Origin of the sequence: Lacticaseibacillus nasuensis JCM 17158, assembly GCF_001434705.1 — a bacterium.
GTDB classification, from domain to species: domain Bacteria; phylum Bacillota; class Bacilli; order Lactobacillales; family Lactobacillaceae; genus Lacticaseibacillus; species Lacticaseibacillus nasuensis.
Map to the genome: position 1 here is coordinate 26832 of NZ_AZDJ01000026.1, position 19766 is coordinate 46597.

At 52.2% G+C, this 19766-nt stretch carries 16 protein-coding genes and 1 tRNA gene; 15 read left to right on the forward strand and 2 right to left on the reverse strand.

The annotated features are described in order from the left end of the window. Positions 1–197: 197 nt before the first annotated feature. The 13 genes from FD02_RS06155 to FD02_RS06220 all read left to right on the forward strand — a co-directional run bounded on the left by FD02_RS06155 (position 198) and on the right by FD02_RS06220 (position 16115). Positions 198–3491, forward strand: a complete 3294-nt coding sequence (locus FD02_RS06155; protein WP_162255580.1) for a CDP-glycerol glycerophosphotransferase family protein — start codon at positions 198–200, stop codon at positions 3489–3491. 2 nt (positions 3492–3493) lie between these two features. Further along, positions 3494–4621, forward strand: coding sequence for an acyltransferase family protein (locus FD02_RS06160; RefSeq protein ID WP_056951192.1), 1128 nt, complete (start codon positions 3494–3496; stop codon positions 4619–4621). Positions 4622–5281: 660 nt separating this feature from the next. After that, positions 5282–6286, forward strand: a complete 1005-nt coding sequence (gene trpX / locus FD02_RS06165) for a tryptophan ABC transporter substrate-binding protein (RefSeq protein WP_056951193.1) — start codon at positions 5282–5284, stop codon at positions 6284–6286. After that, positions 6286–7185, forward strand: coding sequence for an ABC transporter permease (locus tag FD02_RS06170; RefSeq protein WP_056951196.1), 900 nt, complete (start codon positions 6286–6288; stop codon positions 7183–7185). Before trpX ends, FD02_RS06170 begins: the two co-directional genes overlap by 1 nt. Then, entirely contained in the window at positions 7178–7936 is a 759-nt protein-coding gene (locus tag FD02_RS06175) for an ABC transporter ATP-binding protein (protein ID WP_054721739.1), read from the forward strand. Before FD02_RS06170 ends, FD02_RS06175 begins: the two co-directional genes overlap by 8 nt. 263 nt (positions 7937–8199) lie before the next feature. Beyond that, positions 8200–9069 (forward strand): glycerophosphodiester phosphodiesterase, encoded by an 870-nt coding sequence (locus tag FD02_RS06185; protein ID WP_235806686.1) that lies wholly within the window; start codon positions 8200–8202, stop codon positions 9067–9069. 49 nt (positions 9070–9118) lie between these two features. Further along, positions 9119–9565 carry a SprT family protein gene (locus FD02_RS06190; protein ID WP_054721744.1) on the forward strand — a complete coding sequence of 149 codons (447 nt, stop codon included), beginning with the start codon at positions 9119–9121 and terminating at the stop codon, positions 9563–9565. A gap of 105 nt (positions 9566–9670) precedes the next feature. Next, a complete protein-coding gene (locus FD02_RS06195) occupies positions 9671–10807 on the forward strand; it encodes an acyltransferase family protein (protein WP_054721746.1) in 1137 nt (378 codons plus the stop codon). A gap of 97 nt (positions 10808–10904) precedes the next feature. Then, positions 10905–10990: transfer RNA gene (locus tag FD02_RS06200), tRNA-Leu, on the forward strand. 132 nt (positions 10991–11122) lie between these two features. Next, positions 11123–11671 carry an alcohol dehydrogenase gene (locus FD02_RS06205; RefSeq protein ID WP_225352381.1) on the forward strand — a complete coding sequence of 183 codons (549 nt, stop codon included), beginning with the start codon at positions 11123–11125 and terminating at the stop codon, positions 11669–11671. A 344-nt stretch (positions 11672–12015) separates the two neighbouring features. Beyond that, on the forward strand, positions 12016–14178 hold the full coding sequence (locus FD02_RS06210) for a C39 family peptidase (RefSeq protein ID WP_056951197.1): 2163 nt from the start codon (positions 12016–12018) through the stop codon (positions 14176–14178). A 188-nt stretch (positions 14179–14366) separates the two neighbouring features. Continuing rightward, positions 14367–14969, forward strand: coding sequence for an ECF transporter S component (locus tag FD02_RS06215; protein WP_054721756.1), 603 nt, complete (start codon positions 14367–14369; stop codon positions 14967–14969). Between the two features lie 9 nt (positions 14970–14978). Beyond that, a complete protein-coding gene (locus FD02_RS06220; RefSeq protein ID WP_056951199.1) occupies positions 14979–16115 on the forward strand; it encodes an ArgE/DapE family deacylase in 1137 nt (378 codons plus the stop codon). Between the two features lie 42 nt (positions 16116–16157). Here the strand turns inward: FD02_RS06220 and FD02_RS06225 are convergent, their stop codons facing one another. Continuing rightward, positions 16158–16787, reverse strand: a complete 630-nt coding sequence (locus FD02_RS06225; protein WP_056951202.1) for a hypothetical protein — start codon at positions 16785–16787, stop codon at positions 16158–16160. Positions 16788–17029: 242 nt separating this feature from the next. On the opposite strand from FD02_RS06225, the gene FD02_RS06230 reads away from it, so the two are divergent. Next, positions 17030–17230, forward strand: coding sequence for a cold-shock protein (locus FD02_RS06230; RefSeq protein ID WP_054721760.1), 201 nt, complete (start codon positions 17030–17032; stop codon positions 17228–17230). Positions 17231–17314: 84 nt separating this feature from the next. On the opposite strand, the gene FD02_RS06235 is transcribed toward FD02_RS06230, so the two are convergent. Next, entirely contained in the window at positions 17315–18100 is a 786-nt protein-coding gene (locus FD02_RS06235; protein WP_056951203.1) for a hypothetical protein, read from the reverse strand. Positions 18101–18217: 117 nt separating this feature from the next. Between FD02_RS06235 and FD02_RS06240 the strand changes: the two genes are divergently transcribed. Continuing rightward, the gene (locus FD02_RS06240; protein ID WP_156408261.1) at positions 18218–19753 is read left to right on the forward strand and encodes an ArnT family glycosyltransferase; all 1536 of its coding nucleotides are present in this window, start codon (positions 18218–18220) and stop codon (positions 19751–19753) included. Positions 19754–19766 lie beyond the last annotated feature (13 nt).

Consider the following 19766-nt stretch of genomic DNA (forward strand, 5'->3'; position numbering starts at 1 on the left):
TTGGAGGAACGGCTTGGCCGTTCTTTTTTCTTGTTACAGAAACGTTGATTTTTCTTAACGTTTCAGCGTACCTCAAGCTTTTCTGGTATGATGGAAAATGTAAATTTTCAGGCGAACTGGAGCAATGTAGCGCACGAAAGGAATGAACAATGGTGTTGGATAAGTTGAGACGGTGGGTCAATTGGGTGCATCCATCATTGAAGAAGCATTTGGCCCGGACGTACGCAACCAAGTATGAGCAGGCCGCGATTGACCCTGATCTTGTCGTCTACGAAACACGCGATGGCCAGAATATTGTCGACTCGCCGTTGGCAATTTTCGAGTACCTCACGCAAACGCCAGAATACGCGCATTTTAAGCATATTTGGGTAGTGGACGGTGCTGAGAATCAAACTGAGATCAAACAGTCTATCCCGGCGGCTTTACGCGATCGCGCCACCTTTGTGCAACGGGACACTGACGCTTACGTTGAGGCCTTGCTGACTGCCAAGTACGTGATCAACAATTCAACTTACCAGTATTTTGTCAGCAAGCGTCCCGGGCAGATTTTTATCGACACCTGGCACGGCACACCATTGAAGCATATGGGTTTTGATGGCAACTTTCCGGCGGATGACGCGAAGAACGTCTTGCGGAGTCTGCTGATGACAGACTACCTGTTCTCGCCGAATCGGCATACGACCGATATCTTCCGTCGTGGCTACAAACTGGATGGCATTTTCCCTGGAACGATTGTAGAAGGTGGCTATCCGCGCATCGACCAGACGCTCAATACGCCTCGCGAGGACGTAATCAATGAATTGATTGCGCAGGGCTTGAATGTCGATCCAAAGAAGCAGACGATCCTGTATACGCCGACTTGGCGTGGCCAAAATGTTCATCAAGCAACCGACGATATTGAGCAGATTGTTCACGAGACGCAGGAGCTGGTGGCGCGCTTTGGCGACACCTATAATGTCTTGGTCAAGGTTCACCCATACGCCTTCGACAGTATTCGCCACGATGCGCGCGTGCAAAAGCAGCTGGTTTCAAACTACGCCGATCCAAATGTTTTGCTGGCAGCAGTCGACGTGCTGGTTACGGATTACTCGAGCATCTTCTTCGACTTCCTTGTCACCGACAAACCGATTATTTTTTACGCCTGGGACAAGGACCTTTATGATGTCCAGCGGGGGATGTACTTCGACCAAGCAGAGTTGCCTGGCCCGACCGCTGAAACCATGAATGAGCTATGCGATTTGATTGCCGCGTTGCCGGCAAGCTGTGCGCCTTACCGGCCACAGTATGAGGCGATGAAGGCGAAAATTGTGCCTTATGATGATGGCCAAGTGACCAAGCGTTACGTGGATTATATCTTCGGCCAGCACGAGGCAACTGGCTTAACGCTCATCAAGCCTAACTCCGACAAGATTAAGCTTCTCATCTATCCCGGCGCGATGAAGAAAAATGGTATCACTACTAGTTTTCTAAATCTCACTGCCAATATCGATTATTCTCGGTACGATGTTACCATGATTACCAGTACTCCACGATCATATCAAGCAAGAGCAACAATATCACGGCTTGATTCACACGTTCGTTCCATGTTTCGATTTGGGTATCCTTTGTTCAGTGCTCGTGATGAGCTACTTAATCATCAGTTGATGGTTCATGGGATTCCTAAGAATAAACGTTCAAAATTTCCTCTGAAAATGTATCAACGTGAGATGGATCGGCTCACAGGTGGGCTCACGTTTGACGTTGCAATTGATTTTAGTGGTTACTCATACTTCTGGAGCAGACACATTATTGGAGCTCGTGCAAAACATCATTATGTCTTTATGCATAATGACATGGATGCCAATGCGCACCGGGTTGTCGATGGTAAGATGCCAATGTTGCAGAGCTTACGCAATGAGTTCTCCACCTATTACCTCTATGACCGCATTTTTAGCGTCTCGCCTATGACGCGCGATGTGAACCTGAGCAAGTTAACTGATTACGTCACTCCGGAGCAGATGCACGACGTTGTTAACACGATTAACATTGAACACTTACTTCAACCAACCAATCGCGAAGCTGATGCAACGCAATCTTTGAGTATTGAGCGCGCAAAATTAATGGTTTCGAAGGAAATAACGGTGCCTGTAGCAACCAATTTGGAAAATCTAAGAACTAACCTAACTACGTCACTTTCCCTTAATCCAAATCAGCTGATAACCCAATATGCCACTTATCAATGGGGTGGGAGACAATATGCCAAAGTTGCGGTTGACTCTGACTATCGTGGCTGGATTCCAACTGATAAACTTATGGATGCCCCAATTCGAGTGCTCGAAGAACGGCGTACGTTCGGGATTGGTACCATGAAGACACGTCCTGTTGTTCCGGTTTGGGCCAGACCAGAACAGCAACCCTTGTTGAACAAAATGCGTGCAACTTCAGATTATCTCGCAAGGCATTACGTTAGGATAGATCGGTGCTTAATGACAAATCAAGGCGAGTTCTATCAAGTTCGACTTGCGCACAATGATAGTGGCGTCGTGGCTTCTGACGTAGTAGTTCGAATCCATTTTATGGCTTGGTGGTCCCCATTACGAATATACTTTTCATTTAGAGAGTGGCTATTGCAGCGTGCTCAGCCTGTGCGACTGCCGAAACAAATAATGCCCATTAATGAATACTACGTGGTGGCGTCAAAGCTGACGGACGACATGATTTGGACGCAACCCCCGCAAACGACAGGAGCACAACCTCTTAACCAACTGAGTAATTTTGCCGGTACGGTTTTTCTGGGCAAGTGCGACGTGGTGGTTGGCGATGTCCACTTTGTGGAATTGACGCTGAATGGTGAAGTGGTTGGCTACACCAACCAGAATAATCTCGTGGCCGCACCGGCACCGGCGAATGAGAGTCCTGAGTCAACTACGGCCGTTGCTGTACCGGAAGTTGATCTGACCGGGCGGCCATTGCCAGAGTTTGATCCCGATGCGTATAATGTGGTCAACATGGGCAGATTGTCCGTGGAGAAGAATCAAGCCAATCTCATCACCGCTTTTGAACAGTTCCACCGTGAGCACCCGCACAGTCGCTTGTATATCTTAGGCGACGGTATGCTGGCAGACGAGTTAATTGCTCAGGTGAAAGGCTTAGCCGACCCAGACATGGTGTATCTACTGGGACATGTGGATGGCCCTTACGCGTTCATGCGTAAGTGTCAGCTGTTCGTCTTGCCTTCGACCTTTGAAGGCCAACCGATGGTGTTGCTCGAGGCAATGACGTTGAAAATGACGATTCTCGCCTCCAACATTCCTGCGAATATCCAAGTCGTCGGGGCTGACGAACGCTATGGTCAGCTGACCAAGGGGACTGATGTCGCGGCGATTGCGGCCGGGCTTTCTCGCGTGTTCGAAACGGGCGAGCCGGCCAGCGATTTTGATCCTTATGCTTATAACCAAGCAGCGATTGAGAATTTCTATACTGAAATTGCGGGAAGCGAAGACAGGAGCTAGACATGGCAACAACGCAACCACGAAATCATAACTTGGACTATCTCCGGATTTTGGCGATGCTGATGATTGTCTGTCATCACATGTACCTGAAGCTTGGCGGTTACTTGACTGCGCCTGGCGTCGGCCGGGCCACTCGATTTATTTTGATGGTGTTCGGCAGTGGCGGGAAGCCCGCTGTCAATTTGTTCATGTTGATTACGGGCTATTTCTTGATTACCCGCACCTTTAAATGGCAGCGGTTGTTAGATTTTGTGGTTAAAGTCTACGTGGTGAATACGGCGCTCACGATTGCGGCAATTTTCCTCACGCAATCGAAGCCGTTGAACTTGCTGAATTTTGCGCTGACGCCTGTTTTCCCGCTGAATTCAGCAGGCTGGTGGTATATCACCGGCTATGCAGTTGTCCTGATTGCGATGCCAATGCTCAACCGGTGGTTTAATGGGTTATCCCAACGAGAAGCCACCTGGTTCATGGCGATTCTGCTCACGTTAACTTCAGTCTTGCCGTTTTTCAATTTTGCCACTTCGATTATTCCGATGTACGCTACAAACGGCGGGTTGTGGATGTTGGTGATGTATTGGGTGGGAGCGTATTTACGACGCTATCCGTTCTACCAGGACTGGTCTCTGCAACGTCTATTCGGCGTTCTTGGTGTTGTCTCCGTGGTGATTGTGGCGCGCTTCGGGTTGATGATTTGGCGGCCGGTTGGGTTTCGTGGACTGCTCGACACCCTTCACTGGATTCCCACTTGGCCATGGGCGGATCACGATCCAATGTTCTTAATCTGGGCGGTGGCGTTATTCCTCATTTGCCTCAAGCTTAAATCGTTGCCAATGCCAAAATTGTTCGTTTACTTGTCTGCTGAAACGCTGGCGCTATACATGCTGCACAATTCCAATCCAGTTTCCTTTAAATACACCTCTGCGTTGTTCGCCAACATCCGGCGGGCTCAGCTGCACGGCGCGGCCCTGATTGAACGGGTGGTGTTGATTGCCTTGGGGTTGTTCTTGATTGTGTGCGTAATTGCTTTGCTTTTGCGGCCGCTGGAGAACTGGGCGGTTCGTGCCAGCAACGCCTGGCTCTCCCGTCGCACTGCAGCCAAGCCCACAGATTCACCAAAATCAGTCTGATGAGGTATGGAGTAGACTTATTAACAGTCGGATGAGAAAGATGCTGCAATACAGAGTTTTATAGAATATCATGTTAGTTCTCCGACATATTAAGCCCTCAGTGGCAAGACATAGTCTGATTGATCTTAGATTATCGTGTGTTGTGGGCCTTGTGTCTGTCAATCAATTGTTTCTGTGCATGCTTCTTTTGAAATTGTTTCTCTTATCATTACGAAACAGACTCCTGAAAGAGATTTGTTTTTTAATTATGAATTAATGGTTCTCGTGGAGTTGTTCAGTAACCACTTCTAATTCAGCGTACTTTGTAAAAATGGGTCTTACCAGTTTACCAGTAAGTAATGTAATGACAATTAGAAAAAATTTCTTGACGGAATGTCCAAAGCGTGTTTATACTGTTGACAATCACATCGAAGGAGGAACCAACATGACCAATCTGATGACTACTGTAAATAAGAGCTGGCAAAGCCAACAGTAGGCAGGAGCGGAGACGCAACCTGCCAGACGCGCAGGTTGTGTCTATGTTGGCTTCTAGTTTGAACGTCCGCATAGATACCCATTCGTCGGGAATCCATGCGGACGTTTTGTTTTCTCCAAAACTTCCGCGAACCTGTGCGGGAGTTTTTTTGTTAGCTGAGAATTGAACAATTTGGAGGAGTAATCATGAAACGAATTTATGCCTTTATTGCCGTAATCGTTGTGTTCTTAGGGGCCGCGTTTTTCATCACCCGCAAGCCTGCCGCTGATACCACCAACAAGCCTCAGGTGAAAACCGTCGGGATCCTGCAGCTGATGACCCACCCGGCGCTGGACTCGATTCACAAGGGGATCATCGCCGGCCTCAAGGAACGGGGCTACACCGTCGGCAAGAACCTGAAGATCGACTACCAAAACGCGGAAGGCGATCAAAGTAACATGAAGACTATGTCCGAACGCTTCGTCAACGAAAAAGAAGACCTGGTCATCGGCATCGCGACGCCGGCCGCCCAGGCCCTCGCCAACGCGACCAAGAAGACGCCAATCATCCTCGGCGCCATCACGGATCCCAAAGGGGCCAAGCTGGTGTCCAACAATGAACGCCCCGGTGGTAACATCACCGGTGTGTCCGACCAAGCGCCAATCGAAGCGCAGCTGAAGCTGATTCGGAAGTTAATGCCAAAGGCGAAGACACTCGGGGTCATCGCCACCAGTTCCGACGATTCCGCCCAGACCCAGGCCAAGATGGTCGAAAATCTTGCGCCAAAGCAAGGCTTTACCGTGAAGCGCTACTCGATCAGCTCTACAAACGACTTGGAACAGGTTGGCGGCCAAATGGTGTCGCAAGTCGATGCCGTGTTCGTTCCGACTGATAACACGATTGCCAGCGCGATGCAGACGCTGGTTTCCGCGGCCAACGCCAAGAAGATTCCGGTGTTCCCAACCGTTGACACCATGGTCAAGGATGGTGGCTTGGCCACCATCGGCATTAACCAGTTCAAGCTCGGCGTGGAAACTGGTAAAATGGCAGGTGACGTGTTGAACGGCGACGGCAAGCCGGCGACGATGCCAATTCACTTCGAGAAGACCGGTCAGCTGATCGTCAACTTGAAGGAAGCTAAGAAGCTCGGCATCACCATTCCAGCTGACATTGTGGCGCAAGCGAAGAAAGACGGAGAGGTTATTCAATAATGGGACTCGGCGTATCGGCGATTGGCCAAGGATTACTATACGGATTGCTCGGCATCGGGTTATTCCTGACGTTTCGCATTCTGGATTTTCCCGACATGACGGTTGAAGGGACGTTTCCCTTCGGCGCGGCGGTGACAGTCAGTGCAATTACGCACGGCGTCAATCCGTTGCTGGCGACGGTGTTGGCCTTGCTGGCTGGGATGCTAGCGGGGTTGGTCACCGGGCTGCTGTCCACCAAGGGGCACATTCCCGTGCTGCTGGCGGGGATTCTGGTGATGACCGGGCTGTTTTCCGTCAATCTGCGGGTCATGGGCCGCGCCAATTTGTCCTTACTGAATCAACCGAATCTGTTTGAGGCCAAGTGGCTGAAAGCATTGCCGGAATATTTTGACAGCGTGGCGGTGGGGACTATCGTGGTCATCGTTGTGCTGACGCTGGTGATTCTGTTTCTCAACACGCAAATCGGCCAGGGCTTCATCGCCGCCGGGGATAACCCGACGATGGCGCGCAGCCTTGGCATTAACCCCGACGGCCAGCAAGTCTTGGGCCTTGTGGTCGGCAACGGTCTGATCGGCTTGTCTGGTGGCCTGATTGCGCAAAATAACGGGTATGCCGACGTCAACATGGGGATTGGCACCATCGTCATCGGCTTAGCCGCCATCATCATCGGGGAAGTCGTTTTCGGTGAGCTGACGTTGAGCCAGCGCCTAGTCGCCGTCATCCTCGGCAGTATCATCTACCGCTTCGTGTTGTTGTTGGTACTGAAGCTCGGCTTCAATCCAGACGACTTGAAGGTGCTATCCGCCGTCGTGCTCGCTGTGGCCATCATGGTGCCAAGTATCGAGCACAAGATTCACGTGCGGCAGGTGTTACGAAATGGGGTGCAGGCGCATGACTGAGGCACAGTTAAAGTTAGCCAACGTGAATATTAACGTGGTCGTCGGGCAAAGCGTGCGCGCGCTGATCCAAGACGTGAACCTCGAGATTCAACCCGGCGAATTCGTCACCGTGCTCGGGACCAACGGCGCTGGGAAATCGACGTTGTTCAACGCCATCACTGGAGACCTCCCCCTGGCTTCCGGGACAGTGACGCTGGCCGGCCAAGACATCAGCACCGAGCGTCCCGAACGCCGCGCGCGGCTCATCGCCCGCGTGTTTCAGGATCCGAAAATGGGTACCGCACCCCGCATGAGCGTGGCGGAAAACCTGGCGCTGGCCAGCCGCCGCGGGCAACGCCTCACGCTAGCCTCGCGGAAGCTGAACAGTCAGCTGGCGCACTTCAAGGAATTGGCGGCACAAACCGGCAACGGCTTGGAAGACGCCTTGAATAAGCCTACCGAGCAACTCTCCGGCGGCCAGCGCCAGGCGTTGTCGCTGTTGATGGCGACGATGCGGAATCCGGAGCTGTTGTTGCTGGATGAGCACACCGCGGCGCTGGATCCGCATACGAGTGCCGCCATCATGACGCTCACCGACAAGATCGTGCAACAGAATCACCTGACCTGCCTGATGATCACCCACCAGTTGGCCGATGCCCTGAAATACGGCAACCGGATGATCATTCTCGACGCCGGCCGTATCGTGGCGGATTACGACGCTGAAGCCAAGGCGGGCTTGCAAGAAGCGGACCTGTTGCAGTACTTTAATTAACGAACCGGCTCACACTGTCGTGCGAGCCGGATTTTTTGGTCAAGTAGCGGAATTACTTAATGCTATTCTGTCGATTCGGCGTCTTTCTGGAAACATGACGTCGTGTTCAGTTTAACGAGCGAGAAAACATTTCTATGGAGGTGGCATACTGTCATGTGTGCTAAGGTATGAGAGGGCCGTCCTTCTTCCGGGAATCGACCAAAGTAGTTAACGAAGGAGTAGTCTGATCAGTGCATGTAAAACAAACGAGCCATTCTAAATATTTGAAGTTCATCGTGTTGGTAGCAATCTTGGTCGTCGTAACGATTGGTGGGTTACTTGTTTTTCGATACCTGTCGAATGACAGCAAAGATTCACAAGCTACTTTACGCAGTCGCACAGTATCGGCCATCATCAAAAGTTGCGATCCTCAACATCCCATTGTCTTTTCTCATCGAGGGTCGATTTATGACAATCCTGAGCACAGTTTTGCTGGATATGATGCAGCCATTCGGGATGGTTCTGCATTCATTGAGCAAGATGTGATGTTGAGCAAAGATGGCAAATTATTCGTGACCCATGACGATAATTTGTTTCGGACGACCGGAAGAAACATTCAGGTCTCTAAAACTTCCGCAAAGCAGTTGCGCACTGTGCCACTGGGAAATGGCGAAAAATTGCACGAGCTTGCGGATGTCTTTAAGCACTATGGGAACAAGATTCACTACATTATTGAGGCGAAGCACAACAATGTAGTTGGTCAAAATGCGACTGAGGTCGATCGCCAGTTAGCACTGGCCATCCAAAAATTCGGCCAAGGGAAAAACGTCATCGTTCAGGACAGCTCGGTAGAAGGTTTAAAGGCCTTTCATGCAGAATCCGGAATGGGGACCGTGCCGCTGCTGTATTTAGGTCCGGCTTCGCTTAAATCGATTGAGCAAGCGCCAAGTTTCATTACGTTTTATTCCATGAATATCGCGCAGACGACACCACAACTGATGAGCGCCGTGAAGCAGCGCGGATTTCTGACGGATTTATGGACGCTACAGGAATATGCGGATAATCGGCGCGCGTTTAAAGACTTGCATCCGGATAGTGTCTTTACGAATGAAACAAAAATCACTTTGAAATATCTCAATCGCGTGTCAGAGTAACCGTGTTTGAATAGTAGTGAAGGCTTGTTTATGCGCAGGGTGAGAAAGTATGACCAATCAGGAGTTACAAGCATGGGTGGAGCGTGTGTCACTCGCCGACTTTCACCTGCCGTTCCGCCATCGAGCCACCTTTAACGCGCGGCTGCGAATCACAGGCGGCCGCTTCAATTTGCGTGACGAGAATCTCGACTTCAATCCGAGCATGTTTGCGACAATCACGGTGGCCCAACAGCTCGGCATCATTCGCCACGAGCTGGTGCATTATCATTTGTACCGGGCACATCAGGGCTACAAGCACCGCGACGCCGACTTCAAACAGCTGCTGGCGGCTGTTGGGGGGTCGCGCTACGCCCCAAGCGTTGCCCGGCGGGAGCCGCGGTATGTGTATGTCTGTACCCAATGTGGCCAGCAGTATCCGCGGCAGCGGCGGATTAATGTGCGCCGGTTTGGGTGCGGCCGGTGTGGCGGGAGGTTGAAATTAGTTAGTAGCCATTGAATCCAGGGGGACTTGGCTCTGAGCGATTAATGCCGTGTTATACTAATTAGTATCTGAAATTAGAAAGTTGGAATTGTTTTGCCGAAACAGACTCGTAATGGCAATATGGACGCCTTAAAAGTATTAAGTATCTTCCTCATCATCTTGCATCACTTTGCGTTGAGAACGCATTGGGTGCCCGTAACGTTGTTGAATCCCAATGGCCTGCCGGTGGGGTTAAGTGCCAGGACTATCGTTATTGACACGCTACTGGCCGGGGGCAAGCTCGGAGTCGACTTGTTCATCATGATTACCGGCTATTTTATGATTCGGTCCACGGCGAAGCTGAAGAGTATCATCACAGTGTGGGTCGAAGCGACGATAATTTCCTTACTGGTCCTTGCTGTGGTCAATATATTCGATATTAGCGGGCAGACATTTTCCATGACGTTGTTGATCAAAGCATTGTTTCCAGCAGTCTTTGCGCAATACTGGTTCATCACGGCCTACACGTTACTCTTCTTTGCCATTCCCTGGTTGAATCAATGGTTTCTCGGTTTAACCGACCAGCATCAGCGGCAGGCGCTGGGGTGGAGCTTTGCCATTCTGGCGGGATATGCGACCATCTATTACCGCTTCGGCATGACCTTTAGCTACGTGCTGTGGTTCTTCTTTCTTTACTTGAGCGGGGCGTACCTTCGGCTTCACCAACAGCAGGTGCAGACAATTGCCACTGGGAAAATCTGGCAATGGCTTGGTTGTGTACTGGTCGTTGGTGTCATCTTGAATGTCATCCTCGCGGCCGTCTTTGCGCACGCGCAGTCGCCAATCGCCCGGGTGCTGACGAACTTTAATTGGGACCAAACCATGTTTTACACGCGTGATGCCAGCCCTTGGGCGTTTGCCGCAGCGGTACCGATCTTCATGCTGTTCATGCGGGGCCACATTCAGGCGCGGCGTTGGTTACAATACGCTGCTCGTTGCGCGTTTGCCGCCTATCTGTTGCATGACTCAGCCTTTTTGGGTCAGGACTTCTTGTGGACGAACGTCGTGGGCGCCCGGCACTTGACGGCCAACTGGGCCATTGTGGGTACGGGACTGGTCAGCGCCGTCCTGATTTACTTCGGCAGTGTGATCATCTTTACTTGCTTGTTTCCGCTTCGTCAGGGACTTTTACGTCTGCTGACCCCGGTGATTACGAAGGGACAGCGCTGGTTCGTCTCGGTGGTACCTGGACCACCAACCGCTGGACGTGAACAATAAGCATTGGCGGTTCAATGCCGATTATCCCTGTAATTCAGCGATTTGCGTTGACTTTAGCATGGGGGTTTCATATAATATTTCTTGTGCTAATCGTCATGCGGGCATGGCGGAATTGGTAGACGCGCAAGATTAAGGATCTTGTGGCTAATTATAGCCGTGGAAGTTCGAGTCTTCTTGCCCGCAGACTTTGCCAACCTGGAAAAGGTTGGCTTTTTTGTTTTGTTTGGGTTTTTTGCCGAGTTGACCTTGACGTTGGCTATTCAAAGTCGCATATTAGGTTCTGGGGGAATTATTAATTAATAGGAAGTGTAAGCTATGAAGCGTAAAGATTTAACTGGCCAAACTTTTGGTCGGCTGACGGTCGTGGAGTACGCGGGACACGCAAAGAACGGCAATGCCCAGTGGCTTTGCCAGTGCACCTGCGGGAACACGGCTGTGGTAGATGGTTACCGGTTGCGTCGGGGGACAACAACCAGTTGCGGCTGCTATCGCCGGGAATACATGGCTAAGGCCATTCGGGAGAATCCGAAGACCGTTGCCCAAATGGGGAAGAAAGCCCAATTTAAGCAGACTGAAGGCGTCAACGTTGCCGCAGCGACGAAGCTGCGCTCGACGAATCGCTCCGGCGTGATTGGTGTCAGTTTCGATCGCCAGTCTGGTAAGTGGAACGCCCGCTTGTTCATGAAGGGCCGCCTGCTCCTTAATAAGCAATTTGTTAATTTTGATGAAGCGGTTCGCGCGCGTCATCAGGCCGAGAAAGAATTTCTTGAGCCACTGATTGCTCGCGTGAATGACGTTGCGCCTTGCGACGTGCCGGTGAACTCCCAACCGGTACGTCGCCAGACGCGCGCCAGTGCGAACTAAGACAAGTCAATAAACCGGTCGTTGATCGGTTTATTTTTTTGCCCTTTGTAGCCAAATCCACGCAGACTTGACCAAAATCCTTTCATGTGAGGACAAATTTGCTACAATTAAACTATTCATTAAGCAGGGGTAGAAAAATGAAAAATCAACGCAATACATTACTTCGGGGAATGAGTCAGTTAATTGCCGCTGCGGCTACCATGATTGTCATTAGCGGTGGGGAACCGAGCCAGCCAGTCGCGGCTGCAACAGCACCCGCACAGACAGTGGCGAAACCGACGACGAAAACAGTCGCAGTTCACCAGTATGTGACCGTGACAAAACACGCATCGGTTTGGCGCGGAATGGATCATTTTCAAACCGCTGATGTCGTCTTAAAGGACGCCTACCACAAGACCTATTTGGTGAGCGCGACCAATACGCTCGCCAATGGGAAGACCTACTATACTGTCCTGAATGCTGCTGGCCAGCAGTTAGGGTATCTAGATACGACTGCCGTTACGAATGCGGGTCAGCATCCGGAAGGCGTTAAACAGTCGGCGTCTGGCTATGCCTCTTTGACCCAGCGCAATCGCACGATTTATCGCGACTTGCTCGGGCACGTGAAGGCCAGCTCCAATTCGTTTCTTGGCCGGACCTATCGGGTCAAAGCCATGTATTACCCGAGTATCGGGGGCACCTATCTAGCGTTATACGACTCTCATAATCAGCTTTTTGGCTACATCAAGGCTGGCCAATACTCGGCCAGCAAGGTTTCGCAAGGCGTGTGGCAGCACTTTAACCAATACGCGAAGGTAAAGTCGCCGAGTTACACGATCTGGCGCACGTTCGGCTGGAAGAAAAGCACGACGACTGCCAAGTACAAACATGGTTATTTCAAAATCAATGGCGTTTATCGACATAGTAATGGTTCGACGTATTATTCTGTCTACACGCTATCGGGCAAGTGGCTGGGTTATTTGAACGCCAACGCGGTGTCGACGTTTGCCCATGCTGAAGGTAGCAAGCATGCGGATCATCGTTATGTGACGGTTAAACGCACCATCTACCCGTCATATACGAGCTTCAGTTGGGGCCGCCGGTATAGCGGCAAGACGCTTTACCATCACACGTACTTGTCTACCGGGAAGTACTATCACATCAATGGTTCAACCTATCTTGCCATCCAAGACCATACCGGGCGGTTCATGGGTTACATCAACCAAAAAGCGGTCGATGCCGGCACTAAACCGCAGGGCCGCTGGTATAAACTCAACAAGTATACAACGTTCACATCTACTCGCTACCCTGCATACAAGGGCTTTAATCAGTCAGTTCGGACCAGTGGAAAAAAACTTTATCACCACACGTATCGGGTCAATGCCGTTTACTATCATTATAATGGCACGCAATACTATTCCGTTTATAATGGTAAAACTTGGATTGGCTATGTGCCGGCCAAGACAGTTAAGCTGACTAGCAAAAGCACCGGGCTTTGGACGGCGGCCAATTACTATGCCACCACCACGCGGCGCGGTGAGAAGATGTGGTCGAGCTTCAGCTGGCGGTCAGGCAAGTCGACGTCAACCTACTATCAGAAAACTTATCACGTGACCGGACAATATTTCCGTTATCGTGGGGCGACTTACGCGTCCCTCACCAATGGCAAGAAGAAGTGGATGGGGTATCTCAATACTCGGTTCATGAAGAAGGCCAGTGGACAACAAGGTATCTGGCTGAGAGATAGCGGCAGCGTGATAATTGCTAGCAAGAATTACCGGATGTATAGCAACTTCGGCTGGAAGGTGATTCATCTCAGCAAAAATTATTACGGCAAGACTTACCGGGCCACTGGAAAGTACAACCATTTCAATGGCAGCGTCTATTATTCCTTGTACTCTGGCAGTAAGTGGATGGGGTACATCAACGCTTCCGCCACGCGGTCGACGGGCTATCGAATGATGGGTGTCCCGTGGCTCAGTCAGTTTACCCCTGTGAATGCGCCTGAAGGTTGTTCGGCCGTCGCCTTGGAGATGTTGTTGAAGTATAAGGGCAAAGACCCTGGCCACATGTATCTCCTGCGGCATCTGCCGATGTACCCACGATACTCTGGTGGTCAAATTGGCAACCCACTCACTGGGGCCGGCTTTAAGCGTGTTGTTTCTGTTGGCACGTTGACGAGCTATGGGCGCCGGTTCTATAAGGGGTTGAAGAATATCTCGGGTTGTTCTGAAAATACAATTGTGGCTGAGGTGTTAAGTGGCCATCCCGTCTTGTATTACGGCTTCAGCCCGTACCAAAAATCAGGCTATCGGAATCACTGCAAAGTGATTACTGGGTATAGCTCGAAAAAAGGGTTCCGCGTTTTGGATCCATGTTACTCGAGCAAGTCTTCACGTGCCCACAGTGGTGGCGGGTCCGCTTGGGATCGCGGTGCCGTCAGCTGGGTTTCGCTGGGTTCGTTCTATAATGAATGGGCGAGAAACACCAACGGCGGAGCCACTCGCCGGGCAATTGCGCTGGATTAACAAGTTAATGAAGTTGAATGAAAACCAGACGCTGGTCAACGTCTGGTTTTTGCTTTCTAGAAATAATTGATTCGTGAATCCAGCACCAGCCGACTGACAGCGGGCGGTAGAAATCGTCGGCCATTTTAAGACATCTAGTGAGACATCTGGTACAATACAAGGCAAAATCATCAGCTGGAGGCATCACCATGACCCGTAAAAGCTCAGCCTATACCATCAGCATCCTGGGCATCCTCGGTGCATTGATTATTTTACAGGCCTACATTCCGATGGTGGGCTACATCCGCATCATTCCCGGCTTGCCGGCGATTTCAACGATTCACCTCACCGTGATTTTAGGCGGGGTGATTCTCGGCGTGCGCGGTGGGGCGACGCTTGGCTTGTTGTGGGGATGCATCAGCCTGCTGAAGGCTTACACGAGTGCGGCGGATCCGGTGACGTTATTGCTGTTCCAGAATCCCATCATCGCCATCGTGCCGCGCATCATGGTCGGCGTCGTGGCGGCGCTGATTTTCAATCACATTGCCAGCAAGACGCGCACCGGACTCGGCGGTACGATCAAGATGGTGCTGGCCGGCATCGCTGGCGCGTTGACGAATACGCTATTGGTCATCGCCTTCACCTGGCTGCTTTTCGCCAGCCAAGCGGGCAAGGTGGTTCACGGCGCCAACGCCAGCAACCTCGGCTGGCTCTTGATTGCGTCGCTGGCGGTGAACGCCATTGCCGAGGCAACGATGGCCGGCATCGTCACGCCGATTCTGGGGCAGGCATTGTTGCGGTTCAAGCGGTAGGAGGACATTTTGACACACGAAAAAGCGATCCAGTTCTTGCAAACCTTGATTCAAGCCCCCACGGTGGCGGCCAATGAGGACCAAGTTGTTGCGGCCATTGTGGCGCAGCTGCAACCGGAACTCGACGCGGGCCTCATTCACCTTAAGCGGCTACCGTTTGCTCCGGGGCGCACGACGCTGGTGCTGAGCACCGGCGATGCGAAAGCGACGCGCGTGTTGGCCTTCGATGGCCACGCGGATGTCGTTTCGGCAGGGGATGAAGCGAACTGGACCTATCCGCCGTTTGCCGCCGAGATTCATGACGGCGAACTGTACGGCCGCGGCGCCACCGATATGAAGGCGGGCCTGGCCGCTGCCGTGCTGGCTTTTCAAGCCGCGGCACACGAGCCGCTGAAAATTCAGCTACGCCTGTTTGTCACCGTCGGGGAAGAAATCGACAACTATGGCGCGCGCCAAATTGCCGCCGCGGGCCTGGCGGATGACGTGACGGACTTACTGGTGGCGGAGCCAACGGCCGGCCACATCGCCACGGCGGAGCGAGGAATCATCGACTACACCGTCACCGCCCAAGGCAAGGCCGCCCATTCGTCGCGGCCGGAGCTCGGGGCGAATGCGATTCATGGCTTGTTAGCATATTTTCAGGTGGCCATGGCGGCCACGGCGCCGCTGACGGCACGAGTCGATCCGTTGCTGGGGCAGGCGACGCACAACGTCGACCTCATCGCCGGCGGCAACCAGATTAACAGCATTCCCGAGGCGGCGCATTATCGCGGTAACATCCGCAGCACACCTACGGCTTCCAACGAGGACTTTATTGCCGCCATGCAAGGGGCAGTGGCGGCCGTCGCCGTGCCTGGCGTCACCATCACGTTCCAGCCCGATTCTGTGTTGGCTGCGGTCAGCACCGATAGCGACAACGCGCTGGTCAGCGCCATCCAAGCGGCACGGGCGACGATTGGCGAAACGCCGTTGCCGGTACAGGCCGAAACCGGCATTACTGACGCGGCGGTGCTGTACCACCCGGAAATGGCGTTGACCATTGTTGGCCCGGGCAACGAGACCTCGCACCAAACCGACGAACACGTCAACGTGGCCGAATATCTCTCGTATATTGCGTTATATCGCACGTTGATGACGCAGAACTAAAAAATGATCAACCGCGGCTGCTGGCGGTTGATCATTTTTTAGTTAGTCCTTCATTTTCACGACGGCTTTCTTCAGGGCCTGATTGTCCTCCTGCACCGTGCCAAGGTTGGCGGTGAGGATGTCGGTTTGCTGACTGAGCGAGCCGATGTACTGGTTCAGTCGGGTTAAGGCAGCATCCGCGGCCTTGGCGGAAGGGTCGGTGGCGACGTCGCGGTAAAACTGGTTGACGGCTTCGCTGAGTTCCTTGTAATAAGTGGCGTAGGTGCGATTATCTAGCTTGGTCAACCGCAGGCTCGTTGCCAGGCTTTGCAGCGACGTGGTCGGGAGATTGCTGGCGTGCTGGTTGGCCAACTTGTTGAGCGCGGTTTGGCTGCTGTCCAGCGCATCATGTGCGGCTTCAAACTTGGCGAAGGCGGTTTTTGCGTCTTCGGTCAGCTGAGTTAAGGCCTGGTCTTGGGCGAAATCGGCTTTCGGGTCATCCTGATATGCGGTTTGGAAGGTTGAAGGGAAGGCGTTGAACGCCGCATCAATCGCGGATAGCGCCTTTTTCTCCTTAGTGACGGCGGTGCGCACGGCCGTCGTGTGCGTAGTCAAAGTTTGTTTCTGGTTGAACACCGGCCCGCACCCGGCCAAGAGGAATACTGTGCTAATGGCGAGTAATAGCTTCTTCACGTGGATGACCCCTTTCTTAAAGTTATCGTAGCGTACTCGGCGCGGAAATACTAGCGCAATCGCTTGGTAGCCGTAGTCGAATCGGCGTGGCTAAATTCTTGAATGCGCTCTCGCACGGTGGTACACTTTAGGTGTACTTTTTGAATGGTCATGTGGCAAGTTCCATTGGAATTTCTCCATTATGTACCAAACAGAAAATGCAATTTTATCAAACGCGCTTTGGCGCAAGGAGGATTCATCTAATGGAACACGGCACTGTGAAATGGTTCAACGCTGAAAAGGGTTACGGGTTCATCACTCGCGAAGACGGTAGCGATGTATTCGTACACTTCTCTGCAATCCAGGGTGATGGCTACAAGACGCTTGAAGAAGGCCAAGCGGTAACGTTCGAAATCGAACAATCCGATCGCGGTCCTCAGGCGGTTAACGTCAACAAAGACTAATTCGCCCGAATTGGCGTCGCGCTTGCGCGGCGCTTTTTTTGTTGGGTTGGACTAAAAAAGCCGCCATTGCGGCGGCTGTGAGTATTATTGATAATTTTCCATGTCAGATTCTTTAACGGTATCCCGCCCAGCGGCGCGCGCATTCTTAATGGCGGCTTTGATGTCATTGTCGCTCCATGCGCTGGCGTCAACGCCTTGGTCCTTCAGCTGTTGACGGGCTTTAGTGATGTCGGCGGCGGTGATACCGGTATCGGCATCATTCGTCGTATTCTCGTTACTTTCGCTATCGTTGGCTTTCGTCGATGTCGCCGGCTTGCTGCTGGCAGCAGTGGTGGCTAGCGTCGTTTTGAGTTGAGATTGAAGCAAGAGGACCTTGACCCGCAAGTCGCGGAAGGCTGGCTTCAACAGGCTGTCTTCATTCAGCACACTATTGGTGGCCGTTAAAGCGCCATTCGTGTCAGTATCTTGCTTGGCCGCAGCCGCCTGGTAGGCGTCGAACAGCTTAGTATAGGCAGTGCGTTCCTTCGTGATGGCTTGTTGCAACTTGTGCTTGGTTGTCTTCACTGTGGCGTTGGCGCCCTTAGCCGCTTTGACCTTATCTAAGGCGAGGCTGTAGTCATGCTTTTGCCGCGCCGATTCCGCAGCAACAAAATCGCCAGCCGCCGCTTTTGCCGCCTTAGCCGTTTTGTTTGCCTTCGTGGCGTTAGCTGCATCGTAGTAGGCTTTTGCCCCTGAATAATTGGCATTGGTTAAGGCGGTATCGCCTTTTTTGATCAATGCTGTCGCGCTAGTGCCGGAGCCCTTGCTGCACGCAGCCAAGGTGAGTAATCCTAGTGCAGCGACAAGTAGTGCAGTGCCCTTGATTTTCATGAATGTTCCTCCTTCTAATCATGGATATTATAACATGAAAAATTAGCCGGAGTGGGCAAGTACCAAGGCGTGTGGTATATTTGACGAGATAAGAATTGGGGATAAAGGGGCAAGATCGTGCAAGTAGCAAGTAAACGAAATCAATGGTGGGCTTGGGGCTTTGCCGTCATCAACTGGGTGGCGGTGGTCTTAAGTTTTGATGCCTTTCCGCTAAGTCGGCGGCTAGGCAGTCATGACTCATCGATGTTCATGTACTTTGGTCACGCGATGAACCACGGGATGACGCCATATCTTGATATGTTCGACCACAAGGGCATCGTGTTGTTTTGGTTAGAGCAGTTCGCAGACCTCATTGGCTTCGGGCATCAGATGACTGGCGTGTGGGTGTTAGAGGCTGTCTTTTATGCGGCATTTCTCATCATGCTGTGGCAATTGCTGATGGAATTGACCAAGCGAGCGGTGGTGACGGGCCTGACCATCCTCATGCTGACCCCGCTGACGATGCTATGCATTCAAGGGGGCAACCTGACCGAGCAATTATCATTGCCCTTTATTACATTGGCGTTGTATTTATTTGCCAAGCTCCTGCACCGTGATGCGTCCACTCGGGAAACGCTGGGCCTAGTCCTCATTGGCGTCACCGGTGGCTTGGTGTTCTTTATTCGAGCCAATATGATTGCTCCTTGGGTGGTAGGGTGCCTAGCCTTGGCCGCGCAAAGCATGATGCAACGAGACTGGCGAGAGTTGGGGCGGCGTTTTCTGTGGGTCTTTGTCGGCGGAGCCGGCGTGGTCGCGATTGTCGTGATATACGGACTGCTGGCAGGCAACCTGCGGCCGATGTTTGAGCAAACCTTCACCTTAAATCTGGCCTATTCGCGGCAGATCAGTCCTGCAGACCGTGCCGTGGCGATAAAATACTTTATCCACCAAGGTCTCACCTTTGGACTGCCACTGATCGGGTTGCTGTTTATCGCGGCGGGGTGGCTTTCTGGCGCTTCCTGGTGGGTGATCCTGACAGTATTGGCTTACGGCGGGCTCAACATGCTGACGGTGATTCTGTCTGGCCGGCCGTATCCGCATTACTTTGTCACGATGATTCCAGTATTGGCCATCATGGTTGCACTGGGGCTGGCCTGGTCGGTCACGTTGATGCGTGAGCGTCCCAGCACCGCCGTGGCAATGCTGGGGACGCTAGTGGCAGTGGGGACGGTCGTTTCGATCACGCCGCGGCTGACGCTATCGCAAGCTACTCGCTCTGTCAGACAGGGCCTGTACCGCTTGCCAATTGACCAGAAAACTAGCTCCGCTCAGATGCAAACGGCGCGGTACATCAAGCAACATTCGACAACGACGAGCAAAATTTACGTGCACCGCGTTGACGCCTTCATTTACTTGGCCAGTGACCGGTGGGCGAATTCACGCTACTTTACGCTGCCGTCATTGGATTATGCGAAGCATCCGCAGATCACCAAGGACTTCGAGCAGCGTTTGGTGCGGAATGCGCCACAATTCATCGTGACGCATCGCGGTTTCACCACCAATCCTCAAACCGGCATGAACCAATTCCTGAAGCAACGAATTCAAACCCGTTATCGCCTGGTGAAGACATTCAAAGATCCATTCATTGCGCTGACGCTTTACCAGAAACAGTAACCAGATTGGGGCT